Annotated in this window: 24 protein-coding genes; 8 read left to right on the top strand and 16 right to left on the bottom strand. The window is 67.1% G+C overall.

Features of this window, described 5'->3' with window-relative positions; genetic code table 11:
• The first annotated feature begins 58 nt into the window (after window positions 1-58).
• From ICJ04_RS05935 to ICJ04_RS05925, 3 genes are all read left to right on the top strand, one after another.
• A complete protein-coding gene (locus tag ICJ04_RS05935) occupies window positions 59-1,234 on the top strand; it encodes an acetyl-CoA C-acyltransferase (protein WP_188326611.1) in 1,176 nt (391 codons plus the stop codon).
• Between the two features lie 124 nt (window positions 1,235-1,358).
• Entirely contained in the window at window positions 1,359-1,700 is a 342-nt protein-coding gene (locus tag ICJ04_RS05930; protein WP_188326610.1) for a hypothetical protein, read from the top strand.
• Window positions 1,701-2,533: 833 nt separating this feature from the next.
• Window positions 2,534-2,938 carry a hypothetical protein gene (locus tag ICJ04_RS05925; RefSeq protein ID WP_188326609.1) on the top strand — a complete coding sequence of 135 codons (405 nt, stop codon included), beginning with the start codon at window positions 2,534-2,536 and terminating at the stop codon, window positions 2,936-2,938.
• A 62-nt stretch (window positions 2,939-3,000) separates the two neighbouring features.
• Here the strand turns inward: ICJ04_RS05925 and ICJ04_RS05920 are convergent, their stop codons facing one another.
• On the bottom strand, window positions 3,001-4,626 hold the full coding sequence (locus tag ICJ04_RS05920; RefSeq protein WP_188326608.1) for an acyl-CoA dehydrogenase family protein: 1,626 nt from the start codon (window positions 4,624-4,626) through the stop codon (window positions 3,001-3,003).
• A 110-nt stretch (window positions 4,627-4,736) separates the two neighbouring features.
• Here ICJ04_RS05920 and ICJ04_RS05915 point away from each other — a divergent pair, with 110 nt between their 5' ends.
• From ICJ04_RS05915 to pdeM, 4 genes are read left to right on the top strand one after another with little or no spacing between them, the layout of a single operon-like run.
• Window positions 4,737-5,735, top strand: coding sequence for a ligase-associated DNA damage response exonuclease (locus ICJ04_RS05915; protein WP_188326607.1), 999 nt, complete (start codon window positions 4,737-4,739; stop codon window positions 5,733-5,735).
• Window positions 5,732-7,336 (top strand): ATP-dependent DNA ligase, encoded by a 1,605-nt coding sequence (locus ICJ04_RS05910; RefSeq protein WP_188326606.1) that lies wholly within the window; start codon window positions 5,732-5,734, stop codon window positions 7,334-7,336. The genes ICJ04_RS05915 and ICJ04_RS05910 overlap by 4 nt, the downstream gene beginning before the upstream one ends.
• On the top strand, window positions 7,333-9,789 hold the full coding sequence (locus tag ICJ04_RS05905) for a ligase-associated DNA damage response DEXH box helicase (RefSeq protein WP_188326605.1): 2,457 nt from the start codon (window positions 7,333-7,335) through the stop codon (window positions 9,787-9,789). Before ICJ04_RS05910 ends, ICJ04_RS05905 begins: the two co-directional genes overlap by 4 nt.
• A complete protein-coding gene (pdeM, locus tag ICJ04_RS05900; RefSeq protein ID WP_188326604.1) occupies window positions 9,779-10,429 on the top strand; it encodes a ligase-associated DNA damage response endonuclease PdeM in 651 nt (216 codons plus the stop codon). The genes ICJ04_RS05905 and pdeM overlap by 11 nt, the downstream gene beginning before the upstream one ends.
• A gap of 68 nt (window positions 10,430-10,497) precedes the next feature.
• Here pdeM and ICJ04_RS05895 read toward each other — a convergent pair whose 3' ends face one another.
• The 8 genes from ICJ04_RS05895 to rlmD all read right to left on the bottom strand — a co-directional run bounded on the left by ICJ04_RS05895 (window position 10,498) and on the right by rlmD (window position 16,886).
• Entirely contained in the window at window positions 10,498-10,764 is a 267-nt protein-coding gene (locus ICJ04_RS05895; protein ID WP_188326603.1) for a hypothetical protein, read from the bottom strand.
• A 152-nt stretch (window positions 10,765-10,916) separates the two neighbouring features.
• Window positions 10,917-12,197 (bottom strand): NAD(P)/FAD-dependent oxidoreductase, encoded by a 1,281-nt coding sequence (locus ICJ04_RS05890; protein ID WP_188326602.1) that lies wholly within the window; start codon window positions 12,195-12,197, stop codon window positions 10,917-10,919.
• Between the two features lie 79 nt (window positions 12,198-12,276).
• On the bottom strand, window positions 12,277-12,480 hold the full coding sequence (locus ICJ04_RS05885) for a cold-shock protein (RefSeq protein WP_188326601.1): 204 nt from the start codon (window positions 12,478-12,480) through the stop codon (window positions 12,277-12,279).
• An 89-nt stretch (window positions 12,481-12,569) separates the two neighbouring features.
• Window positions 12,570-13,316: an S-methyl-5'-thioinosine phosphorylase gene (locus ICJ04_RS05880; RefSeq protein WP_188326600.1), complete on the bottom strand. Its 747-nt coding sequence runs from the start codon at window positions 13,314-13,316 to the stop codon at window positions 12,570-12,572.
• Window positions 13,316-13,873, bottom strand: coding sequence for a hypoxanthine-guanine phosphoribosyltransferase (locus tag ICJ04_RS05875; RefSeq protein WP_188326599.1), 558 nt, complete (start codon window positions 13,871-13,873; stop codon window positions 13,316-13,318). The genes ICJ04_RS05880 and ICJ04_RS05875 overlap by 1 nt, the downstream gene beginning before the upstream one ends.
• Window positions 13,873-14,880 carry a beta-N-acetylhexosaminidase gene (nagZ, locus tag ICJ04_RS05870; protein ID WP_188326598.1) on the bottom strand — a complete coding sequence of 336 codons (1,008 nt, stop codon included), beginning with the start codon at window positions 14,878-14,880 and terminating at the stop codon, window positions 13,873-13,875. The genes ICJ04_RS05875 and nagZ overlap by 1 nt, the downstream gene beginning before the upstream one ends.
• 109 nt (window positions 14,881-14,989) lie before the next feature.
• Window positions 14,990-15,496, bottom strand: coding sequence for a CYTH domain-containing protein (locus ICJ04_RS05865; protein WP_188326597.1), 507 nt, complete (start codon window positions 15,494-15,496; stop codon window positions 14,990-14,992).
• Window positions 15,497-15,551: 55 nt separating this feature from the next.
• Window positions 15,552-16,886 (bottom strand): 23S rRNA (uracil(1939)-C(5))-methyltransferase RlmD, encoded by a 1,335-nt coding sequence (rlmD, locus tag ICJ04_RS05860; protein ID WP_188326596.1) that lies wholly within the window; start codon window positions 16,884-16,886, stop codon window positions 15,552-15,554.
• A 126-nt stretch (window positions 16,887-17,012) separates the two neighbouring features.
• On the opposite strand from rlmD, the gene ICJ04_RS05855 reads away from it, so the two are divergent.
• Complete coding sequence (locus tag ICJ04_RS05855) at window positions 17,013-17,747, top strand: response regulator (RefSeq protein WP_188326595.1); 735 nt, start codon at window positions 17,013-17,015, stop codon at window positions 17,745-17,747.
• A gap of 10 nt (window positions 17,748-17,757) precedes the next feature.
• Here ICJ04_RS05855 and recO read toward each other — a convergent pair whose 3' ends face one another.
• The 7 genes from recO to ICJ04_RS05820 all read right to left on the bottom strand — a co-directional run bounded on the left by recO (window position 17,758) and on the right by ICJ04_RS05820 (window position 24,873).
• Window positions 17,758-18,480, bottom strand: a complete 723-nt coding sequence (recO, locus tag ICJ04_RS05850; protein WP_188326594.1) for a DNA repair protein RecO — start codon at window positions 18,478-18,480, stop codon at window positions 17,758-17,760.
• A 20-nt stretch (window positions 18,481-18,500) separates the two neighbouring features.
• Complete coding sequence (gene era / locus ICJ04_RS05845; RefSeq protein ID WP_188326593.1) at window positions 18,501-19,397, bottom strand: GTPase Era; 897 nt, start codon at window positions 19,395-19,397, stop codon at window positions 18,501-18,503.
• Entirely contained in the window at window positions 19,394-20,077 is a 684-nt protein-coding gene (gene rnc, locus ICJ04_RS05840; RefSeq protein ID WP_188326592.1) for a ribonuclease III, read from the bottom strand. Before rnc ends, era begins: the two co-directional genes overlap by 4 nt.
• Window positions 20,067-20,441 (bottom strand): DUF4845 domain-containing protein, encoded by a 375-nt coding sequence (locus tag ICJ04_RS05835; RefSeq protein ID WP_188327219.1) that lies wholly within the window; start codon window positions 20,439-20,441, stop codon window positions 20,067-20,069. The genes rnc and ICJ04_RS05835 overlap by 11 nt, the downstream gene beginning before the upstream one ends.
• A 38-nt stretch (window positions 20,442-20,479) precedes the next feature.
• A complete protein-coding gene (lepB, locus tag ICJ04_RS05830) occupies window positions 20,480-21,274 on the bottom strand; it encodes a signal peptidase I (RefSeq protein ID WP_188326591.1) in 795 nt (264 codons plus the stop codon).
• A gap of 68 nt (window positions 21,275-21,342) precedes the next feature.
• On the bottom strand, window positions 21,343-23,133 hold the full coding sequence (gene lepA, locus ICJ04_RS05825) for a translation elongation factor 4 (protein ID WP_188327218.1): 1,791 nt from the start codon (window positions 23,131-23,133) through the stop codon (window positions 21,343-21,345).
• A gap of 177 nt (window positions 23,134-23,310) precedes the next feature.
• Window positions 23,311-24,873, bottom strand: coding sequence for a DegQ family serine endoprotease (locus ICJ04_RS05820; protein WP_188327217.1), 1,563 nt, complete (start codon window positions 24,871-24,873; stop codon window positions 23,311-23,313).
• Between the last annotated feature and the right edge of the window lie 83 nt (window positions 24,874-24,956).

The raw sequence follows: 24,956 nt of genomic DNA, 5'->3' as shown, positions 1-24,956 counted from the left end.
GCTATCCAACGCCTCGCGTCTCCTTTTCCGAATTTGCTCACGCAACAACGAGATTGCCATGTCCAACATCGTCATCGCCGCCGCCAAGCGCACCGCCATCGGTTCCTTCCTCGGCCAGTTCACCGGTGTGCCCACCCCGACCCTCGGCGCAGCGGCCATCGCCGCCGCGCTGGAACAGTCCGGTGTCCCTGCTGCGGATGTTTCTGAAGTCATCATGGGCTGCGTGCTGCCGGCCAACCTGGGCCAGGCCCCCGCCCGCCAGGCGGCCATCGCCGGCGGACTGCCGCTGTCCACCGGCGCCACCACGCTCAACAAAGTCTGCGGTTCGGGCATGAAGGCGATCATGCTGGGGCACGATCTGATCAAGGCCGGCTCGGCCCGCATCGTGGTGGCCGGTGGCATGGAATCGATGACCAATGCGCCGCACCTGCTGCCCAATTCGCGCACCGGCAACCGCTTCGGCAACTTCCAGGCGGTCGACCACATGGCCCACGATGGTCTGGTCAACGCCTACGACGGCAAGGCGATGGGGGAGTTCGCCGAATGTGCGGTGGACAAGTACCAGTTCACCCGCGAAGAACAGGACGCCTACGCGATCGAGTCGGTAAAGCGCGCGCAGGCCGCGCAGGCCAACGGCGCATTCGCTGACGAGATCGTCGCGGTGAAGGTCGCCACCCGCAAGGGCGACGTCGAGGTTTCCCTCGACGAACAGCCGACACGCGCCGACATCGGCAAGATCCCGACCCTGCGTCCGGCGTTTAAGAAGGACGGGACGGTCACGGCCGCCAGCTCGTCCAGCATCTCCGACGGTGCGGCTGCGGTCGTGCTGCTGTCGGAAGACGATGCCAAGGCGCGCGGCCTGCAGCCGCTGGCGCGCATCGTCGCCCACGCTACCCACTCGCAGGAGCCGGAGTGGTTCACCACCGCGCCGATCGGTGCGATCCATACGCTGCTTGAAAAAGCCGGCTGGGCGCTGGAGGATGTGGACCTGTTCGAAATCAACGAAGCGTTCGCCGTGGTGGCGATGGCGCCGATGCGTGAACTGGGCATCGCCCACGACAAGTTGAACGTCAACGGCGGCGCCTGCGCACTGGGCCATCCCATCGGTGCCTCGGGCGCGCGACTGGTGGTCACCTTGGTGCACGCATTGCGCAGCCGCGGTGGCAAGCGCGGCATCGCTACGCTGTGCATCGGCGGTGGCGAAGCAACGGCCATTGCCATCGAATTGATTTGATTGAGTTTAACGCCCGTTTCGCAAAACTGAATGCGGGATCGCTTGACAGCCAATCTTGGCTTGTCATCATGTTGACGGCGCGCAACTGCGCGTTGCCTATCTAACGACGACGAGGATTCACCAAATGAGCATCAACAAGCTGCTGGTTGCTATGTCCCTGGCCCTGGCCCTGGCTGCCTGCTCGAAGCAGGAAGCTGCCCAGGACGCCGCCGCTTCGGCCAACGAAGCTGCCACCGAAGCGCAGGCCGCTGCTGACCAGGCTGCTGCTGCTGGCTCGCAGACCGCTGACGCTGCTCAGCAGGCTGCTGACACCGCCGCTACCGCTGCTGACGCTTCGGCCGACGCTGCTGGTCAGGCTGCTGGCGCTGCCACCGACGCTGCTGCTGACGCCGCTGCCGACGCTGCCAAGGCTGCCGAAGGCACCGCCGAGCAGGCCAAGGACGCTGCTGAAGAAGCCAAGAAGTAATAACTTCTTTCTTCACGCTGTTCTGAAGAAGCCGCTGGTTCGCCAGCGGCTTTTTCTTTGCCCGTCGTTCGGGTGGTCGAGCGGGTGAGACCCCCTCGCGGCGGGCTGAGTGCATGTGGGGCTGGGCCGGGCGGTGGGGCTGGGCGGGGGACGGCAAAAACTGCGTCCATGCGTGCCTCGTTTCGCGCCATCCATGGCGCTCAACGCCCCCGCCCAGCCCCACCGCCCGACCCCCTGACAGGTTCCGTGGCCGCCCGCCGCGTATGAAAAAAAGGAAAAAGCGGTAGCGCCGACCCATGGTCGGCGAGCGCAGCGGGCCGTTGGCGGAAACATTCCGCCGAGCACGGCTCGGCGCTACCGCAGACCTCGTTGCCCCGTCGGGTGGAGGGAGCCCCTGCGCTCAACGCCCCCGCCCCGCCCCACCGCCCGGCCCCTGACAGGTTCCGTGGCCGCCCGCCGCGCATGAAAAAAAGGAAAAAGCGGTAGCGCCGACCCATGGTCGGCGGAAACCATCAAACCCCATTTCCTCAGAGTCCGCCGACCATGGGTCGGCGCTACCGATTCAAGGGCCACCACGGAACTGTCGAAGGTGGGGCGGGGTGGGTTGGCGGGGGTGTTGAGCGCCATGGATGGCGCGAAACAAGGCCCGCAGGAGCGGCTTCTGCCGTCCCCCGCCAACCCACCCCGCCCCACCAGCACGCAGCCCTGCAGCCTTTGCCGTTGCTCTTGCCTTTGCCTTCAAGCCGCGCGCACGCGCAAACAAGAACTTCACCCGCCATCGACCCTCACATGAATAGGCTGGCGCTCACTGAAACCCTGACCTGGAGCGCGCCATGACCATCCGCACCCTCACGACCTCCCTGCTGGCCGCTTCCCTCGTCTTCGGCCTTGCTGCCTGCAAGGGCCCGGAAGCCGAGCAGGCACGCCAGGACGCCGCACAGGCCGCCGACAGCGCCGGCGTGGCCGCGCGCGATGCCGTTGACCGCGCCGCTGCCGCTACCCGCAACGCCGCCGATGATGCCTCCGCTGCCTCGGCGACGGCCGCTGCCGATACCCAGCAGGCGCTGGACCGCGCGGCGGATGCCACGGCCAATGCAGCAGCAGAAGCCAAGGTCGCCGCCAAGGATGCTGCCGCCCATGCCAGCGAAGCGACCGCCACGGCCGCGCAGAACGTGGCCGACAAAGCACGCGATGTCGCCGACGATGCCAAGGACACCGCCGACCACGGCAAGCACTGAATCACGCAGCTCTTCCACGTGGCAGGCGCCGGAGGCATCCGGCGCCTTTTTCATGCCACCGCTCAGGGCAGCGCGCGCGCCAACATCGCGCCGAAATCGAGATCGGCGGGCAAGGTACCGAACGCCAGGCCGTGCTGCGCGCACAGACGGCTGCGCACGAAGGCCGCCGCGAACGGACTGCCCGCGCGCAGCAGGATCGCGGCCTGCAACAGCAACGCAAGCTGCTCGCAATGCAGGCGCGCCATGACCGGTGCGACCGGCACGTCGTGCCAGCAGCGTGAGAGCGCCTCGTCGAAGTGGCTGTCCAGGCCCGTGGCGGACAGCAGTTCGTCGTACAGAGCTTGGCGCGCCTGCGGCTCGCGCTGCAGCGTACGCAACAGGTCCAGGCATTGGATGTTGCCGCTGCCTTCCCATATCGAGTTGAGCGGCGCCTGCCGGTACAGCCGGGGCAGCATCGACTCTTCCACGTAGCCTGCCCCGCCCAGGCATTCCTGCGCCTCGTTGACGAACACCGCGGCGCGCTTGCAGACCCAGTACTTGCCCAGTGCAGTGCCCACCCGGGCCATCAGCGCGCGCTGCGGATCGCGCGATGCAGCATCCACCGCCGCGGCGACGTGCAGGGCCAGCGCCGTAGCGGCCTCGGACTCCAGCGCCAGATCGGCCAGCACGTTGGCCATCAGCGGGTGGTCGCACAGGCGCTCACCGAAGGTGCGGCGATGGCGCGCGTGGTGCAGTGCCTGGGCAAGTGCCATGCGCATCTCCGCCGCCGCCCCGAGCATGCAGTCCAGCCGGGTCATCATCACCATGTGGATGATGGTCGCTACACCGCGCCCTTCTTCGCCCACCCGCCACGCCTGGGCGCCGGTGAACTCCACTTCGCTGGATGCGTTCGCCCAGTCACCCAGCTTGTCTTTCAACCGCATCAACTGGAACGCATTGCGATCGCCATCGGCAAGCCGCCGCGGCATCAGCAGGCAGGTCAGGCCCGCCGGTGCCTGCGCGAGTACCAGGAAGCCATCGGACATCGGCGCAGAGAAAAACCATTTATGCCCGACGAGCCGATAGCTCCCATCCGCGCAGGGCTCGGCATGGGTCTGATTGGCACGTACGTCCGAGCCGCCCTGCTTCTCCGTCATGCCCATGCCCAGCGTGATGCCGGCTTTGTCGGCCACCGGCACATCGCGCGGGTCGTACACCGGCGCGGCCGCCTTGCGCGCCCAGTCGGACAGCACCGGGTGGTCGGCAAGTACGGCGACCGCCGCGTGGGTCATGGTCAAGGGGCAGCTGGTGCCGGCCTCTGCCTGGTGGTGCAGATAGCTCAAGGCCGCGCGCGCCACGTGCGCCCCCGGCTGTGGCTCATGCCAGGACAGGCCAGCAACGCCATGTTCCTTTCCCAGTTGCAGCAACTGATGGTAGGCCGGCGTGAACTCGACGGTATCGATGCGATGGCCCTGTGCATCGTGGGTGCGCAGCCGTGGCCGGTCACGATTCGCTTCGAAGCCCAACCGATACAGCGTGTCACCGGCCAACACGCCGTACGCCGCCAGCCGCGGCACGAACGACGACGCGCCGGCACGATCCACCGCCTCCACCAGTGCCGCGTCGTCCGACCACAGGTGCCGCCCGGCAAAGGGTGGGGGCTGGTTCTGAACCCCGTGGGTCTGGAACGCGGCAGGATCGGTGCGCATGGCGGAGTCCTCCTTGGCAGCAGCAAAGCACGATTCTGCCGCACTGCCGTGTCCCCTGCTGTTCAGGCGGATTCTCACCTCCTGCACGAATGCATCGGCACAGTGCGGGCATGAGCAGACGCGACGATCTGGTGGTACTGCGGCCCGAAGGACTGTATTGCCCCGCTGGCGACTTCCACATCGACCCATGGCGGCCGGTGCCGCGCGCGGTGATTACCCACGGCCATGGCGACCACGCCCGGGGCGGCATGGGCGAGTACTTCTGCAGCCTGTCCAGCGCGGCGATCCTGCGCTGGCGACTGGGTGATGTCCGCATCCACACCCACGGCTGGGGCGTGCCCTTCCGAATGGGCGCGGTCGAGGTGTCGCTGCATTCGGCCGGCCACGTACTGGGCTCGGCCCAGGTGCGCATCGATGATGGCGAGCAGGTCTGGGTGGCCTCGGGCGACTACAAGCGGCAGCCCGATCCCACCTGCGACCCCTTCGAGGTCGTGCCCTGCGATACCTTCATCACCGAAGCGACCTTCGCCTCGCCGATCTACCGCTGGCCCGATACCACCGAGGTGGCCGCCGACATCGTGGCGTGGCGCCGCGAATGCGGTGAGCGCGGCGAGGCGGCGATCCTGCTCTGTTACTCGCTGGGCAAGGCGCAACGCATACTGGGCGAACTGCTGCCACTCGACGATCAGCCTGCCTGGTTGCACGGCGCCATCGACAACGGCGTGCAGGTCTATCGGCAGGCCGGCATCCCGATGCTGGCCACCGAAGCCGTCGCCGAACAGGGACGCCAGCCGGACTCCGCGGGTCGCTTGGTACTGGCACCGCCGTCGGCGGCCGGCACGCCGTGGGTGCGGCGTTTCGGTCGCCATCAACTGGCCTTTGCCTCCGGCTGGATGCACCTGCGTGGCAACCGGCGCCGCCGCAACGTCGACCGCGGCTTCGTGGTGTCCGACCACGCCGATTGGCCGGCGCTGCTGCAGACCATCGCGCAGACCGGCGCGTCGCGCATCATCGCCACCCATGGCAACACCGATGCGCTGATCCGCTACCTGCGCGAAAACGGCACCGCTGCCGAGGCCTTCCGTACCGATTACGGGAGCGAAGAATGAAGGCCTTCGCCGCGCTCTACCAGCGCCTTGACCGCAGCACCGCGACCGGCGACAAGCGCGCCGCGCTGGTCGACTACTTCCGTTCCGCCCCGCCACACGATGCGGCCTGGGCGCTGTACCTGCTCAGCGGCGGCAAGGTGGGCGGTGCACGCAGGAAGATCGCCGCCAGTGGCGAACTGCGCGCGTGGTTGGTCGAAGCCACTGGCCTGCCCGCCTGGCTGGTGGAGGACAGCTACGAACAGGTGGGTGATCTTGCCGAGACACTTACCCTGCTGATCGATGAGCCCGCGCAGGCCGCGGCGGACCGCTCGCTGGTGGAGTGGATCGAAGGCCACCTGCTCGCCGTGGCGAACAGGGATGAAAGCGTGCGCCGCGCGGCCGTCGAACTCGGCTGGCAGTCGCTGCCGGCACCGCAGCGACTGGTCTTCAACAAACTGCTGACCGGGGCGCTGCGGGTCGGTGTTTCGCAGCGCCTGGTGCAACAGGCCCTGGCGGAACTGTCGGGGCTGGATATCGCGCGCATCGCCCAGCGCATGCTGGGTGAGTGGGTGCCCTCACCGGATCTGCTGGGCACCCTGCTGACGCACGAAGAACTGCCCCTGGATCGGCAGCAACCCTATCCGTTCTACCTGGCCTCGCCGCTGGAAGCCGAGGCGCAGACGCTGGGCCCTGTGAAGGACTGGGTGCTGGAATGGAAATGGGATGGCATCCGCCTGCAGTTGCTGCGCCGCAAAGGCGAAGTCGCCCTGTGGTCGCGCGGCGAAGAACGGCTGGACGGGCGCTTCCCGGAGATAGAACAGGCCGCCGCCGCCCTGCCCGATGGCTGCGTGATCGACGGCGAACTGTTGGCGTGGGACGCCGACGACGACCTGCCGCGCGCCTTCACCGCCCTGCAGACCCGTATCCAGCGGCGCAAACCGGGGCCGGCCACCCTGCGCAGCACTCCCGTGCGGGTGCTGGCCTATGACCTGCTGGAACAGGACGGCGAAGACCTGCGCGGCGTGCCCCTGCAGCAGCGACGCGAGCGTCTGGCCGCGCTGCTGGAGCGCTTGGCCGACCCGCGCATCCAGCTGTCCCCGCAGGTGCAGGCCGACGACTGGCAGCAGGCGGCCACGCTGCGCGAAGAGGCCCGCGTGCGCGGCGTGGAAGGCCTGATGCTGAAACGGCGCGACTCGGTGTATCAGGCCGGGCGCCGACGCGGTGACTGGTGGAAATGGAAGGTCGACCCGCTGACCATCGATGCGGTGCTGCTGTATGCACAGGCCGGCCATGGCCGGCGCAGCACGCTGTACACCGATTACACCTTTGGCGTCTGGCACGGCGAAGAACTGGTACCGGTGGCCAAGGCCTACTCCGGCCTGGACGACAAGGAAATCCTCGCCCTCGACCGCTGGATACGGGCCAACACCCGCGAACGCTTCGGGCCAGTGCGCAGCGTCCGCGCCGAACAGGTGTTCGAACTGGGCTTTGAGGCAGTGAACATCAGCAAGCGGCACAAGTCCGGCATCGCCGTGCGCTTCCCGCGCATCCTGCGCTGGCGCCACGACAAGCCGGCCAGCGAAGCCGACCAGTTGGCACAGCTGCAGGCCCTCGCTCGATGACCCGAAGCGAGGCGCTGGCCCGTTTGACGGGATTCTTCAGCGAACGTGGATGGCGCCCGCTGCCGTTCCAGCGCACGATGTGGCGGCACTACCTGGGCGGTGCCTCCGGCCTGCTGCACACGCCCACCGGCAGCGGCAAGACGCTGGCGATGTTCGGCGGACCGCTGTTGCAGGCCCTGCTGGATCCATTGCCCACACCGGCCCGTCGCAGCGCCATACGGCCGTTGCAGGTGCTGTGGGTGACGCCCCTGCGCGCGCTGGCCACCGACACCGCACGCGCGCTCCAGGAGCCGCTGAAGGCCATCGGCCTCGACTGGCAGGTGGGCCTGCGCAGCGGCGACGCCAGCAGCCGTGACAAACGCCTGGCGCGCGAAGGACGGCTGGACGTGCTGGTGACCACGCCGGAATCGCTGGCGCTGTTGCTGAGCTACCCCGATACGCTGGCCCGCATGCGCCAGCTGCGCTGCATCGTCGTCGACGAATGGCACGAGCTGCTGGGCAGCAAACGCGGTGTGCTGCTGCAGCTCAACCTGGCACTGCTGCGCGATGCCGCTCCCGCGGTGCAGCTTTGGGGGCTGTCTGCCACCCTCGGCAACCTTGATCAGGCCCGTGCGGTGCTGCTGCCTGATCGTCACGATGCACTGAGCGTGGAAGGCGCGCGGCCGCGCCCGGTGCGCGTGCGCAGCCTGCTGCCCGAGCCCGGCGAACGCTTTCCCTGGGCCGGCCATCTCGGGCTGCGCCAGCTGCCGCGCGTGCTGCAGACGGTGATGGCTGCACGCAGCAGCCTGCTGTTCACCAACACCCGCGCGCAGGCCGAGCTGTGGCATCAGGCATTGGCCGCCGTGTGGCCGGAAGACCTGCACACCCTGGCCCTGCACCACGGCTCGCTGGACCCGGCCCTGCGCCAGCAGGTGGAAGATGGCCTGCGTGGCGGCACGCTGCGCTGCGTGGTGGCCACCTCCAGCCTTGACCTGGGCGTGGACTTTCCCGAAGTCGACCAGGTGCTGCAACTGGGCAGCCCGAAGGGCGTGGCGCGCTTGCGGCAACGCGCCGGTCGCGCCCGCCACCGCCCCGGCGCCAGTGGCGAGATCGTGTGCATTCCCAGCCACGCATTGGAGCTTGCCGAATATGCCGCCGTCCGCCGCGCGCTGGACGACGGCGTGGTGGAAGCGCGGCGGCCGTTGCAGTTGTCGCTGGACGTGCTGGCGCAACACTGCATCAGCCGCGCCCTGGCCGGCGGCTTCGAGGCCGACGCGCTGTTGGCGCAGGTGCGCCGCACCCATGCCTTCGCCGAGGTCACCGATGCACACTGGCAGGCCGTACTCGAGTTCATCGTGCAGGGCGGTCGCGCGTTGTCGCAGTACCCTGACTTCCACAAGGTGGTGCGCGACGACGATGGCCAGTACCGCGTGCATGACCGCCGCCAGGCGCTGCGCCATCGGCTGTCGATCGGCACCATCAGCAGTGACGGCAGCGTACGCGTGCAGTTCATGCGCGGCGGCGGGTTGGGCGCAGTGGAGGAACAGTTCGCCAGCCGCCTGCGCCGCGGCGACCGCTTCCAGTTCGCGGGCCGACTGCTGGAACTGGTGAAGCTGCAGGACATGACCGCCTACGTGCGCCTTGCCCGTGGCGGCGAGGGGGCGGTACCGCGCTGGCAGGGTGGCCAGTTGGCGCTGTCCCCATCGCTGGGGCGCGAACTGGAGGCCGTGCTCGGCGGCGCCGACGACAGCCCCGAGTCGCAGTGGCTGCACCCGCTGCTGGGCCTGCAGGAGCGGCTGTCGGCGCGTCCGTCGCCGGCCCATGTGCTGATCGAAGACGTGCGTCGGCGCGAGGGCCAGTTCCTGTTCCTGTATCCCTTTGCCGGCCGCCATGTGCACGAGGCCCTGGCGGCCCTGCTGGCATTGCGCTGCACGCGGCTGCAGCGCAACAGCATCGGCTACGCGGTGAACGACCATGGCCTGGTGCTGGCCCCGGCGCTGCCGCAGGCGCTCGACGAACTGCAGTGGCGCGCCCTGCTGTCCGCCGACGGCCTGCTGGATGACCTGCGCGCGGCGGTCAACCTGGGCGAACTGGCACGCCGCCAGTTCCGCGGCATTGCCCGCGTCGCCGGCCTGCTGGTACCCAGCCTGCCCGGTGGCATGCCGCGTTCGCTGCGCCAACTGCAGGCATCGTCAGGCCTGCTGTATGACGTACTGCGCGAGCACGATCCCGATCACATGCTGCTGCAGTTGGCCGAGCACGAAGTGCTGCATGACAGCCTGGACATCGACGGACTGCACGCGACGTTGCAGCGGCTGGGTGCACGGGCCCTGTGCCTGCGTGCGCCGACCTCACTCACGCCACTGGGCTTCCCGCTGTGGGCCGAGCGCCTGCGCGGCCAGCTGAGCAACGAAGACTGGCGCACGCGGGTGCTGCGTGCGTCGCAGCAACTGGAGAAGCGGCATGGACGATGACGTACGCGTGCACCTGGGGGACGAAGAGGCGGTGCTGCTGGGCGAGCGTGCGCTGTGGCTTCCCCAGCGCGGCGCGGTGCTGATCGCCGACCTGCACCTGGGCAAGGCGGACATCTTCCGCCGCGCCGGCATTGCCTTGCCGGTGGGCGGCACCCACAGCGACCTGCAGCGTCTGCAGCAGTTGGTAGAGCGCACCGACTGCAATCAGCTTTGGATCCTGGGAGACGTGCTGCACGGCCCGGTGCATCGCGCCCCATGGCATGCGCAGTGGCTGGGCTGGCGCGAGCAGCAGCCCGGCCTGCAGGTCCATGTGGTGCGTGGCAATCACGATCGCGCCCTGTCCAAGGCGACGCTGGCGGTGGACGTGCATGAGCGCCAAGCGATGCTCGGGCCCTTCGTGCTGCGGCATGAGCCGGAACCGGCCGAGGACGGCACGCATGTGATTGCGGGCCACCTGCACCCGCAGGCTGCGCTGCCTGGCCTGCCGCGACGACTACCGGCATTCTGGCTGCGTGGACACATGACGGTGCTGCCGGCCTTCTCGGCCTTCACTGCCGGCGTGGTGCCGCGCCTGCAGACGGGCGAGCAGATGGCGGCCTGCGGGGATGGGGCGGTGTTTCTGCTGCCAAAGCGCGTTTAGCAGGTCCTGCGCCCGGGGTGGGCCCCGCGCGCATCGCTCACGGGATCCTACTGGTGGGGGGTGGTGCTTCAGGCGACGGCGAGCATCTCAGGCATCAACCGAAAATCCACCTCACGCCCTTCCACCCGCCGGGGCAATGCGCGGATGGTCGCGAGCATTTCCTGTGCGCAGGTACGGACATACCCGTGGTGCTCTGGCGAAGAATGGCTGATCAGACTACCGACATGGAACTCGAACACGTCTTCGAGCACGTCCGGCTGGTCTTCGTGCAGCATCTGCAACAGTCCGCGCAGCTTGCAGATTTCCGATTCCAGCGCTTCGGCCGAGAACAACATGACAGACTCCTTTGCATTCGGCTCACCCGAGCCAACTGGGGCAGCAGCGCCGGGCCGCAGGCGGTGCGCGATGCAGGATCACGTATCACAGGGGCCACACGCGTGTGCGTACCCCCTACTTGTGCCACGAGGCAGGTGAGCCGGCTGTCAACTTATTGCAGTGCGGCATTAACATCAGGCGGCAGCGGCGTGTCCACGGACGCCGCAGGACGCCGTTCAAGCGCATCGATGAATGCGGCCTCCAACGGCAACGTACCCAGCCACCCCTGCTGGGTGCCGCTGAGCACGCGCAGCATGTGGCCGCGCCCTCCCGGCATGCGCCCCATCGGGCCCAGCAGGACGTCACGCGCCTTTGCCCAGGCATCGCGATCAGACTGGAACAGCGGCGTCAGCCAGCGGCTCCAGCGCTGGTACACGGCCACGTGGGCACGCCGCTGGGCCTGATAGGCCTGCAACGCCGCCTCGCCGCGCCCGTGCACCCGCAGCGCGTCACGCAGCACCAGCGCATCCATCAGGGCCATGTTGACCCCCTGCCCCAATTGCGGGCTCATCGAATGCGCTGCATCGCCGGCCAGCACCAGCCGCCCCGTGTGCCAGCGGTGCACGACGGCATCGCGGTAACTGGCGCGGGCAAGCTGGCCGGCGTCCTGCAGGTGGGCAAAGCGGGGCCCCGCTTCGGGCCACAACGCGTGGAGTTCATCCAGCCACGGCTGCAGGCCGTCCTGCTCCCAGCGCGCGAAGTCGTGGCACGGCAGGCTCCAGAAGAAGCTCAGCCGCGGCGTGTCATCTCCGGGCCGGGTGCCCACCGGCAGCAGCCCGATCATCTTGCGCGCGGCGACGTAGCGCTGCCTGAGCTCATTCACGTGGGGCCAGTCTTCGGCAGGCAGCAGGCACCACAGGGCGCCCCAGGGATACACCCGGTCCAGGGTGGTGCCGCCCACCTGCGCGCGCAGCGCCGAGGCGGAGCCGTCGGCGGCGATGACCAGATCATAGGGGCCATGCTGCCGCCCCTGCGCGTCACGCAGCAGGCCGCGTTCGCTGTCCACCGCGGTAATGGCGGTGCCCGCGTGCAGGGCACCGGTGCCTTCACGTGCCTGGTCCAGCAGCTGGAACAGCGCGCCGCGCTGCATGCCCAGCCCGTGCAGGCGCGGATCCAGCCCGTCGTAGCCCATGTCCATCACCGCCCGCCCGCAGGGCGTATCGCCGTGCAGGCGGTGCACCGGGGCCGCGTGCGCGCGCACCGCATCCAGCAGCCCCATGCGCCACAGCACCTGCAGGCCACTGGGCTGGAGCAGGAACCCGGCGCCCACCGGGCCCGGCGCGGGTGCCCGTTCGAAGATATCGACGTGATGGTCGTCACGCCCCAGCAGGATGGCCAATGCCTGGCCGGCGGTTCCGTAGCCGATGACGGCGATGCGCATGCGGGAGTCCATTCGGAGAGTGTGCCTGATCTGCGCAGCGGGCAAAAAAAACCCCGCCGAAGCGGGGTTTTTCAACACGCAGACGCGGAAATCAGGCAGCCTGGATGTTGGAAGCCTGGTCGCCCTTCGGGCCCTGGGTCTTTTCGAAGGTCACTTTCTGGCCTTCCTGCAGGGACTTGAAGCCGCTGCCAGAGATGGCGGAGAAGTGCGCGAACAGATCAGCGCCGCCGTCGTCCGGAGTAATAAAGCCAAATCCTTTGGCGTCGTTGAACCACTTAACGGTACCTGTTGCCATGTTGATGCGAGACCTTTGCAATGAATGGGTGGTGTGCGCAAAAACCCTGCGCACTGGGCGAGTATGCAAACCTTGCCCGAGGATGACAATCACCCCCGTGCCAATTCACCAATCAATTCGGGCAATCCGTTGGACGCAGCCTGCACATTGGCGAGCACTTCGGCCATGGTGATTTCCTCTCCGGACCCACACCCAGCGGCCCAATTGGCCACAATTGCGAGGCAGGCATAGTCCAGTCCGAGCTCGCGGGCGAGGGCTGCTTCGGGCATTCCGGTCATGCCGACCAGATCGCACCCATCCCGCCGCATGCGCGCGATTTCCGCGCTGGTTTCCAGCCGTGGACCCTGGGTCGCGCCGTAACAGCCGCCGTCGTGGACTGTGACACCAGTCACTTTTGCGGCGGCGAGAATTTTGCTCCGCAGCATCGGCGTGTAGGGGTGGCCGAAATCCACGTGCAGCACCTCGCTGCCCGGTTCTTCACACAGGGTGGAAATACGCCCCCACGTGTAATCGATCAGCTGGTCCGGACAGGCCAGCACGCGCGGACCGAAGGCATCGCCGATACCGCCGACCGTATTCAGCGCCAGCACGCGCTGCGCGCCGATCTGCTGCAGGGCCGCCAGGTTGGCCCGGTAATTGATCTTGTGCGGCGGCAGCGAGTGCCCCTCGCCGTGCCGGGCGAGGAACGCCACGCGATGGCCCAGCAGCGTGCCGACGCGGATCGGGCCGGAGGGGGTGCCGTAGCGGGTATCGACCTGGTGCGTCTGCACGTCGTCCAACTGGGCGAGCGAATACACGCCCGTCCCGCCGATGACCGCCAATGCGATCTGCTGCATCAGCCTTCCTTCATCGCATAGATGGCCGGCAGGCAGCGCAGCGTCTCGTTCACGTCCATGCCGAAGCCGAATACATAGCGGTCCGGCAGGTCCACGCCCGCGTAATCGGCGTGCACGTCCGGCAGCGCGCGGTCGTGCTGCTTGACCGTCAGCGCGGCGATACGCACGTCGGTGGCGCCCTGTTCCAGGCACCACGTGCGCACGCCCTGCAGCGTATAGCCCTCATCGAGGATGTCATCGACGAGCAGCACCCGGCGACCGAACAGCGCGGTGGCCGGCTTGTGCTTCCACACCAGGTCGCCGCCGGTGGTCTCACCCCGGTAGCGCGTGGCATGCAGGTAATCGAACTGCACGTCCTGGCCACGGGCACCCAGCTCCAGTGCGAGCTGGCCGGCGAACGGCAGCGCACCGTGCATGATCGACAGGAACAGCGGCACTTCGCCCTTGTAGTCCGCCGCGATGGCGTCGGCAATGCGGCCGATGGCCTGGTCGATGGTGGCGCGGTCGACCAGCAGGTCGGCCTGTTCCAGCGCCTGGGAGATGGTGAGGTTGGGCATCAGACGGTTCTTCCAGAAAGTTCAAGCAGATGGGTTCGTGTATCGCCATGGCGGGCGTCGGCCAACAGGCCGTCCCAGCCAAGCGCGCCGCGGCCGATCAGGCCCAGCAGCGCGGCGGTGTTGCAGGTGCGGTGTTCGACCGCACGCAGGGATTCTTCCACCAGTTCAGGATGGCATACCAGCACGACATCGCACCCCGCGTCGAGGTGCGCGTCCACGCGCGCCTTCACTCCACCGGCGCTGAACGAAGCCGCCATGCCGATGTCGTCGGAGAACACGACGCCACGGAAGCCCATTTCGCCGCGGAGGATCTCCTCGATCCAGCGCCGCGAGTAGCCTGCCGGCTCGGACGCTACACGGGGGTAGACCACATGCGCCATCATCACGGCATCGGCGCCCGCGTCGATGCCCGCGACGAAGGGGACCAGGTCGCGCGCGCGCAGCTCGTCCAGCCCACGGGGATCAATCGCGGTGTCCACGTGGGTGTCCTCGATGACCGTGCCGTGTCCCGGGAAATGCTTGAGCGTGGCGGCCATGCCGGCGCTGTGCATGCCACGGACATACGCCGCGGTGAACGCCGCGACGGTCTGCGGATCATCGCTGAAGGCACGATCGCCGATCGCATGGTTGCCATGGCCGAGGTCCACGACGGGTGCAAAGCTGAGGTCGACGCCACTGGCACGTATCTCGCTGGCCATCAGCCAGGCGTGCTGTTCGGCCCGGGCCAGCGCCGCCTGCGGATCGTCCGCATAACCGGCGCCGAGCTGTTGCAGCGGCGGCAGCGCACTGTAGCCCTCGCGGAAGCGCTGCACGCGCCCCCCCTCCTGGTCCACGCAGATCAACTGCGGGCGCGGCGCCGCGTCACGGATGGCAGCGGACAACGCTGCCACCTGCTGCCGGTCCTGGAAATTCCGCTTGAACAACACCACGCCGGCCACCGCATCGTGCTGCAGCCAGTCACGCTCCTGCGCAGTCAGTTCAGTTCCGGCAACGCCGATCAGCAGCATGGTCAGGTCTCCACTCCGGGCGCCGCATTGTCTCAGAGCCACTCAAAAAAGGGGACGGAGGGGATTAAGTCGCGTTCACCCCGCCCGCGGTCCGACAGCCAGAAACGACTTAATCCCCTCCGTCCCCTTTTTGCCATCGGGTGTAGGGGTGGGAGGCCAAGGCGACGTTGTAGTAGCGGGCCTGGTCGGTCACGTCTTCGCCAGCCCAGGAGGGCAGCGGTACGGGCTGGTCGGGATCGTCCAGTTCGACTTCGGCAACCACCAGGCCGGCGTTGTCGCCCAGGAACTCATCCACTTCCCACAACAGGCCTTCGTGATGCACCAGATGGCGGCGCTTGTCGATCAGGCCACCCACGCACAGCGCCAGCAGCGCCCGCGCGTCGTCGAGGGGGATCGGGTACTCGAACTCCTGCCGGCTGCGGCCCAGCGTGCGGGATTTAAGGTTGAGCGCGGCAACATCGCCTTCGATGCGCACCCGCACCGACGCGTTCTGGTCGCCGCGATCCAGCGCGCCCATGTCGTTGATGTAGCCCTGCGCCATCGGGATGACGGCGTGCGCGGCAGCGCGCCAGCCTTCACCGGTCACCAGGAATTTGCGTTCGATTTCAATGCCCATGCGGCGATTATGAAGCAACGGCGTGACGACAGACGCGCGTCACGCCCCTGCCCGGTCACAGGCGTTCGAACACCGCGATGCTTTCCACGTGTGCGGTGTGCGGGAACATGTCCATCGCCCCCGCACTGACCAGGGTGAAGCCGCGCTCCTTGACCAGATAGCCGGCATCGCGCGCCAGCGAGCCCGGGTGGCAGCTGACGTAGACAATGCGCTTGAACTGCTCCAGCGGCAGCTGTTGCAGGACTTCGATCGCGCCGGAGCGCGGCGGATCCAGCAGCAGTTTGTCGAAGCCTTCCAGCATCCACGGCGCCTGGGTCTGGTCTTGGGTGAGGTCGGCGGCATGGAAGCTGGCGTTGCCCAGCCCGTTGCGCTGTGCATTGTCCTTCGCCCGCGCCACCAGCCCGGCATCGCCCTCCACCCCCACCACTTCGCGCACCCCGCGCGCCAGCGGCAGGGTGAAGTTGCCCAGGCCGCAGAACAGGTCCAGCACCCGCTCATCCGGACCGGCGTCCAGCAATGCCAACGCATGCTCGATCATCTTCACGTTCAGGTTTGCATTGACCTGGATGAAGTCCAGCGGGCGGAACGCCAGCTCGATGTCCCACGGCGCCAGCCGGAACGACAGCGGCACTTCCTGCGGCCACAGCGGATGGACCGAATCCACGCCATCAGGCTGCAGGAAGATCGCAAACCCGTGCTCCTGCCCGAACGCGGTCCACGCAGCACGATCGGCCGCGCTGAGTGGCTGCATGTGGCGGATGGTGAGTACGATGGCGTCGTCACCTGCGATGAATTCGATCTGCGGGATGTCGCGCTTGCCGTCCAGCGACTCGACGAACGCCGAGATCACCGAGACCTTCAGACCGATCTCCGGAATCACCGTCAGGCACTGCGACAGGTCCGCCACGAACCGTGGATCCAGCTCGCGGAAACCGACCAGCGTCTTGTCTTTCTTCTCTACGCGACGCACCGAGAACCGGCCCTTGCGGCGGTAGCCCCAGCTCTCACCGACCAGCGGCGGCAGCACCTGTTGCGGCTGCACATGGCCGATGCGCTGCAGGTTATCCATCAGCACACGCTGCTTGGCCACGATCTGCTCGCTTTCCTCCAGGTGCTGCAGCACGCAGCCGGAGCACACACCGAAATGCGGGCATTTCGGCTGCACGCGCAGCGGCGACGCCTGCACGACCTCGACCGTGCGTGCCTGGTCGAAATGCTTGCTGCGCGCGGTCGGCTCGGCTTTCACCACCTCGCCGGGCAGGGCGCCGGTGATGAAGGTGACCTTGCCGCCCTCGCCTTCACGGCGGGCAACGCCGCGGCCGTCGTGGCTGAGGTCGAGGATGTCGGTTTCGAAAGGGGTACGGTCGATGCGGGAACGGTGACGGGCCACGTGGCGGAGGGCTGCGTGAGAAAAAGGGCGCGTATTGTCTCAGATAGGGCACGCGACCGCCTCTTCGCGCTTGCATGGTGGCCCGCGGCGTTTAATATGCGCATAGCTGACATGGAGGCAGCACTTATGCAGACGAGCCCGTCGCGGTCACCGCGCCCCCGTTTCCTGCTGGTCGAGGACGACATCATTACCTGCGGGTTCCTGAAAGCCGCACTGGAAACCCTGCCGGCCGACGTGGACACCGCCGATTCCCTGCGCGCGGCGACGGCCTGCGTGCAGCAATGCCGGTATGACCTGTGGCTGATCGATGCCAATCTGCCCGATGGGCACGGCAGCGAGCTGCTGCAACGCCTGCATCCGCTGCACCCCGATACACCGGCGCTGGCCCACACCGCAGACCGCGACTCCCGCCTGCATGTGCGCCTGCGCGAAGCGGGCTTCAGCGAGGTGCTGGTCAAGCCGCTGGGTCGCGAAGACCTGCTGAAGGTGGTGCGCCGCAGCCTGGGGCGCGGCGCCGCGTATCGAACGACACCGATGGTATCGACGGGCCTAGTGCTCAACGAAGCGCAGGACTGGGATGAAATCACGGCACTGGCCGCGCTGAACGGCCAGCGGACCCATCTGGTTGCCCTGCGCGAGCTGTTCCTGGCCGAACTGCCCAGTGTGCGCGATGCGGTGGACATGGCCGTGGACCGTCATGACGAGCCGGCGCTGCGCAATCAGCTGCATCGCCTGCAGGCCAGCTGCGGCTTTGTCGGCGCGGCGCGGCTGAGCCGTGCGGTGCGCACCCTGCACCAGATGCCGGCCTCGCACCAGGCGCAGGCGGGGTTCCGCGACGCGGTCGCGGCATTGCTGCACTGAAAGTGCGGGCCTAGCGCCGGCGCGCCAGGTCGTCCAGCATCTCCCAGGATTTCAGCCCGCGGCCCCCCAGGTGGTGGGCCAGCACGGTGCGCATCGGCAGCCGCAGGCTGGCCAGGTCGTCAGCGGCGGGTTCTTTGTCGCGGCCCAGCGCCAGCAGCGCCGCTCCGGTCGCGGTACCCCGCCGCCCCTGCCCGTCGCGCTCGCTGAGCAGGCGACGCGGCCCGTCCTGCGGATCCAGCTCATAGCGCGCCGCAGGATCCAGCGCGACACCGTCGTCCGCGCAGGCCAGGTCGAATCCAACACCCAGCGATTCCAACAGATCACGCTCGAACCGGCGCAGGCTCCATGCCAGCGAGAGCTCCAGTCCCAGCCTCGCCCGCACTTCACCGTAGGCCCGGTACAGATCGGGCACGGCATCGTTGCGGGGCGCCAGCCGCATCACCAGTTCACCCACATAGAAGCCGGCCAGCATGGTGTGCCCGGCCAGGCGAGGTGCGGCATCCAGCGCTTCCGCTGCGCGCAGCTGCGCCAGCTCACCCCGCTGCACGGCATCGAAGCGTATCCACTGCAGCGGCTGCAGGGCGGCGCGCAGCACCTGCCCTTTCGCACTCGACACGCCACGTGCCAACAGCCCCAGCCGACCATGCGTAGCGGTCAGTACATCCACCAGCAGGCTGGTCTCGCGGTAAGCCCGCGCATGCAGGACAAAGCCCGGCTCGGCTGCGATGAGCATCGACCCGGGCGCTCCGCCGCTTACTCGTAACCGAAGGCCTTCAACGCGGCCTCGTCGTCCGACCAGCCTTCGCGCACGCGTACCCAGGTCTCCAGGAATACCTTGGCACCGAACAAGCGCTCCATCTGCAGGCGCGACTTGGCACCGATCTCTTTCAGGCGGGTACCGCCCTTGCCGATCACGATGGCCTTCTGGCCTTCGCGCTCGACCCAGATCACCGCACCGATGCGCAGCAGGTTGCCGTCTTCGGTGAAGCGTTCGATTTCCACCGTGGTGGCATAGGGCAGCTCTTCGCCCAGCTGGCGCATCAGCTGCTCACGCACCAGTTCGCCGGCCAGGAAGCGCTGGCTGCGGTCGGTGATTTCATCCTCGCCAAACATCGGCGGCGCTTCCGGCATCAGCGCGAGCACGTCGTGCACCAGTGCTTCCAGCCCGTTGCGCTTCTGCGCCGAAATCGGATGGACAGAGGAAAACTCGCGCCCCTCGGTCACCTGCTGCAGGAACGGCAGCAGCGCCGCCTTTTCCTTCAGGCGGTCGACCTTGTTGACCACCAGCACCACCGGGATGCCCGAATCACGCAGTACCTTGAAGGCCATGGCGTCTTCTTCGTCCCAGCGACCGGCCTCGATCACCAGCAGCCCGGCGTCCACGCCCTCCAGCGAACCGCGCGCGGCACGGTTCATGACCCGGTTCATCGCCCGCTTCTGCACCTTGTGCAGGCCGGGGGTATCCACCAGCACCAACTGGCCCTGCGGATACGTGGCGATGCCCAGCAGCCGGTGCCGCGTGGTCTGCGGCCGGTTCGAGACGATACTCACCTTGGCCCCGACCAACGCATTGGTCAGGGTCGATTTGCCCACGTTGGGGCGGCCGATGACGGCAACGCTGCCGCAACGATGGGGCGTTTGTTCGCTCACTTTGAATCCACCAATAGGTCTAACGCGGCCGCGGCCGCCTGTTGTTCTGCCAATCGCCGCGAGGAGCCTTCGCCCTCGGTGCTGACGGTTGGTTCGGTCAAGATGCAGCGTACCTGGAAGGTCTTGGCGTGGTCGTCACCGGATTCTGACACCAGTTCGTACTGCGGCAACGCCTTCTGTCGGCCCTGCAGCCATTCCTGCAGGCGGGTCTTGGGATCTTTGCCGGGCTTTCCGGTCGCCGGCAGCGCATCCATGGCGGCGTCGAACCAGGGCAGCACACGGGCACGGCAGGCATCGAAGCCGGCATCCAGGTAAATCGCGGCCACCACGGCTTCAAACGCATCGGCAAGGATCGAATCACGGCGATGACCACCGGTCTTCATTTCACCGGCGCCCAGCGTCAGCCGGTCGCCCAGCATCAGTTCGCGCGCGCGTTCGGCGAGCGCACCTTCGCGCACCAGCTCGGCACGGCCGCGTGTCAGCGCCCCTTCGTCGGCCTTCGGCCAGCGTTCGTATAAGGCCTGGGCCACCAGCATGTTGACGATGCTGTCGCCGAGGAACTCCAGCCGTTCGTTGTGTGGCACACCCGCAGAGCGGTGCCGCAGGGCCTGCACGAGCAGGTCCGGCGTGGCGAAAGGGTGACCGATCAGATCACCACGTTGGAAAGTTTTATTCGACACCGCTACGGGTAAGGTCCTGGCTGGCGTCGAACTTGCCGACGACGTCGAGGTTGCCGATCAACGGGCGCCGCACTTCATAGTTCACACGCAGGGTCCAACCGTTGTTCTTGCGGTCGAACTTCACGTTGGCAGGCTTCACGTTGTCGGAGTAATTGATGTACAGGCGCTTGAAGAACAGCGACTGGATGTTGGCCGGCTGCATCGTCCCGATGCCCGGCTCCTTGGCCAGGCTCTTCATCGCCGAGCGCACGGCATAGTTTTCCTGGTACATCGGGAACAGCTTCATCCCGACGTACAAGAAGAACCCCACCACGATCAGGACCACCAGGAAGGAGGTCAAGGTCAGGCCGCGCTGCGCTTTCATGTTGTTCATTGCGTTCTCCCCAGATACGCGTGGATGAATCAATTGACGCCCGAACCGATCCGCGACGGCTCGAAACCGTCCTTGCAGAACCAGCCCGAGCAGTTCAGCCAGATCAGGAATGCCTTGCCGCGCAGGTTCTGCTCAGGCAGCAGGCCCCAGAAGCGGCCGTCGTCACTGTTGTCACGGTTGTCGCCCATCACCAGGTACTGGCCCGCCGGAACGGTCCATTCCCCCTGCCCGGCAGGATACGCCGTCTCCAGCACGGTATGGGTGCGGCCCGGCAACTCTTCCACCAGCAGGCTGGCGCCTTCGCCGTGGCCGCGATGGCCGGCGTACAGGCCCTTGTCTTCGTACTTCACCGGCTGGCCGTTGAGGGTCAGCGCGTTGCCTTCGAAGCGGATCTCGTCGCCCGGTACACCGATCACACGCTTGATGAAGTTCTCGCCCTTCGCCGGATCCTGGTCGTTGTGGCCGGGGAAATGGAACACCACGACATCACCGCGCGACGGCTCGCCCACCGGGATGAACTTGGTGTTGGTCAGCGGCAGGCGCAGGCCATAGGCGAACTTGTTGACCAGGATGAAATCGCCGATCAGCAGGTTGGGCATCATCGAGCTGGATGGGATCTTGTACGGCTCGGCGATGAAGCTGCGCACCACCAGCACGATGGCCAGCACCGGGAAGAAGGCCCGCGAGTAGTCCACCAGCGCCGGCTCGCTGTCCAGCAGGCCGGCGCGACGGGCGCGACGACGGGCGAAGTACAGTTTGTCAGCCAGCAGGATCAAGCCGGAGGCCAGGGTCAGGGCAACCAGGAGGAACTCAAACGCTTTCATTCAGGGTCCTTAGCAACGTATCGAAGGCAGGGCGGCCCTACCCCGGGCCAGGGGGGCCAAACGCTACCTTACTTGTCCATCTGCAGCACGGCGAGGAAGGCTTCCTGCGGAATCTCCACGCGGCCGACCTGCTTCATGCGCTTCTTGCCTTCCTTCTGCTTCTCCAGCAGCTTCTTCTTGCGCGACACGTCACCGCCGTAGCACTTCGCAAGAACGTTCTTGCGCATGGCCTTGACGGTGGTGCGGGCAATCACCTGCGCGCCGATCGCGGCCTGGATGGCCACGTCGAACATCTGCCGGGGAATCAGCTCTTTCATCTTGTCGCACAGCTCGCGGCCACGGCGATCGGAGTGCGACCGGTGGACAATAAGCGACAGGGCATCGACCTTGTCGCCGTTGATCAACACATCCACGCGCACGAACGGGCCGGCGTCGAAACGCACGAAGGCGTAGTCCAGCGATGCGTAGCCGCGGCTGACGGATTTCAACTTGTCGAAGAAGTCCAGCACCACTTCGGCCATCGGCAGCTCATAGCTGATCTGCACCTGGCTGCCGAGGTAATTGATGCCCAACTGGCTGCCGCGCTTTTCTTCGCACAGCTTGATGATGCTGCCGATGTATTCCTCGGGGGTGAGGATGTTCGCGCGGATGATAGGCTCGCGCACTTCCATCACCTGGTTCACCGGCGGCAGTTTGGCCGGATTGTCCATGTTGACGATGCTGCCATCGGTCTTCAGCACTTCATACACCACGGTCGGCGCGGTGCTGATCAGATCCAGGTTGTATTCGCGCTCCAGGCGCTCCTGCACGATTTCCATGTGCAGCATGCCGAGGAAGCCGCATCGGAAGCCGAAGCCCATGGCTTCGGAGCTTTCCGGCTCGAAGCGCAGCGCGGCATCGTTCAGGCGCAGCTTGTCCAGCGCTTCGCGCAGGTCCGGATAATCTTCGGCATCCACCGGGAACAGGCCGGCGAACACGCGCGGCTGCATTTCCTGGAAGCCCGGCAGCGGCTTGGCCGCCGGATCCGACGCCAGGGTCAGGGTGTCACCCACCGGTGCACCGTGCACGTCCTTGATGCTCGCCGTTACCCAGCCCACTTCACCCGCGCCGAGCTTGGCCAGCACTTTGCGCTTGGGGGTGAACACGCCGACGTTGTCGACCTGGTGGTTACGGCCGGTGGACATCACCTGCAGCTTGTCACCGGCTTTGATCTCGCCCTGCATGACGCGTACCAGCGATACCACGCCAAGGTAGTTGTCGAACCAGGAATCGATGATCAGCGCCTGCAGCTTGTCGGTATCGCGCGGCACCGGCGGCGGAATGCGCTTGACGATGGCTTCCAGCACGTCGCGCACGTTCAACCCGGTCTTGGCGCTGACAGCGACGGCGTCTTCCGCGTCGATGCCGATCACCGCTTCGATTTCCGCCTTGGCGCGCTCGATATCGGCGGTGGGCAGGTCGATCTTGTTGATCACCGGCACCACTTCCAGGCCCTGCTCCACCGCGGTGTAGCAGTTGGCGACGGACTGCGCTTCCACGCCCTGGGCCGCATCCACGACCAGCAACGCGCCTTCGCATGCCGCCAGAGAGCGGCTGACTTCATAGGAGAAGTCCACGTGCCCGGGCGTATCGATGAAGTTCAGATGGTAGGTCTGTCCATCCACGGCCACGTACGGCAAGGACACCGATTGCGCCTTGATGGTGATGCCGCGCTCGCGCTCGATCGGATTCGAATCGAGCACCTGCGCTTCCATCTCGCGGGCCTGCAGGCCGCCACACAGCTGGATGATGCGGTCCGCCAGCGTGGACTTGCCATGGTCGACGTGGGCGATGATGGAGAAATTGCGGATGTTCCGCATCGAATCAGAGGACATAGAGGTGGCGGCGGCGCCGGGCGTCGTCAGGGTAACGTTGGATTATCGCACGGGAAGGGGGTCCCCGGTGGATGGTGACCTCCCCTGGTGCGTGACGCGTCATGCCGCTGCGCTCGCCGAGCATGGCTCGGCGCTACCCAGGACTCGTGACCCGTGACCGGGTCAGCTGCCGATCTTCACGGCCACGAAGGCGCTGTTGCCGCCGCTGCGCACCAGCAGCATGACCACGTCACCTTTCTTGTACCCCGCCAGCGCGCGGTTCAAGGCATCCACACTGCCCACCGAGGTGCGCCCGACCTGCAGGATCACCATCCCCGGCGACAGCCGCGCATCGCGCGCTGCCTGCCCGTTGACCCGGGTCACGCGCACGCCTTCGCCTGCTTCCAGGCCCAACTGCGTGCGCTGCGGGGCGGTCAGGTCGGCCACGTCCAGGCCCAGCAGGGCATTGGCACCGGCCTGCGGTGCGGCGGCGTCATTGGCCGCTGACGGGCGATTGGCCGCCGCCTGCGCATCTTCTGCCAGCTCGGTCAGGGTGGCACTGAGCTCACGCTCCTTGCCATCGCGGACCAGCCCGATGCGTACCTTGCTGCCCGGGGGCAGCGCACCGATCAGCGGCGGCAGGTCACTGAACGAGTTGACCGCACTGCCATTCACCGAGCGGATCACGTCACCGACCTGGACACCGGCCTTGGCCGCTGCGCTGCCGACCACGATCTCGTTGACCAGCGCGCCCCGGCTGTCCGGCAGCCCCAAGGCCTGCGCATTCAACGAATCGATCTGCTGTACCACCGCACCCAGCTGACCGCGGCTGACCCGGCCGGTCTTCTTGATCTGCTCGACGGCCCCCATGGCAAGGTCGATCGGGATCGCGAAGCTGATGCCCATGTAGCCGCCAGAGGCGGAGAAGATCTGCGAGTTGATGCCGACGACCTCGCCACGGGTATTGAGCAGCGGGCCGCCCGAATTACCCTGGTTGATCGCGACATCAGTCTGGATGAACGGCACGTAGCGCTGTTCGGCGCCGCCGGTGCTGCGACCGACCGCGCTGACCACGCCGGCGGTGACCGAGTGATCCAGACCGAACGGCGAGCCGATCGCGACAACCCACTGTCCGGGCTTGAGCGAATTGGAATCACCCACGCGCACCGTGGGCAAGCCCTTGGCGTCGATCTTCAGCAAGGCCACGTCGTACTGCTGGTCGCTGCCCACCACCTTGGCGGTGAACTCACGGCTGTCGCCCAGCTTGACCTTCACCTCGGCCGCATCGGCCACCACGTGGTGGTTGGTCAGCACGTAGCCATCAGCGGAAATGATGAAGCCCGAACCCATGCCGCGGCCCTTGATGCTGGGACCGCCGTCCTGATCACCACCGGGACCACCGGGGCCGCCCGGACCGGGCATGCCGAACTCCGGCCCGAAGAAGCGGCGGAAGATTTCCGGAATCTCGTCCTGGCTCGGGCCGGCACCGCCGCCGCGGGCCTGGCGGTTGCTGCGCACGATGGTGGTTTCGATGTTGACCACACCCGGCCCGACCTGCTCCACCAGGTTGGTGAAGTCAGGCAGTCCGGTCACCAGCGGCTGCGCCGGTGCGCGCGGCGCGGCGGCGGCAGTCTGCGCAGCGGCCTCCTGCGCCAGCGGCGACGGCGATTGCGCGCAGGCGGCCAGCGGCAGGGTCATGGCCAACAGGCCCAGTGCCTGGGTACGGAACGAACGGGTGAGCGGCATCATCGGATTACAACCTCCGGTCAGATCAACGGAATACGGGGAAACGCACCTGCCGAGGTGGCAGGCGCGAGGGGGACGGCGCG

Origin of the sequence: Stenotrophomonas sp. 169 (assembly GCF_014621775.1) — a bacterium.
In the GTDB taxonomy this organism is placed as follows: Bacteria; Pseudomonadota; Gammaproteobacteria; order Xanthomonadales; family Xanthomonadaceae; genus Stenotrophomonas.
The sequence above is the reverse complement of the archived record's forward strand: the minus strand, read 5'-3'. Positions and strand labels throughout refer to the sequence as shown.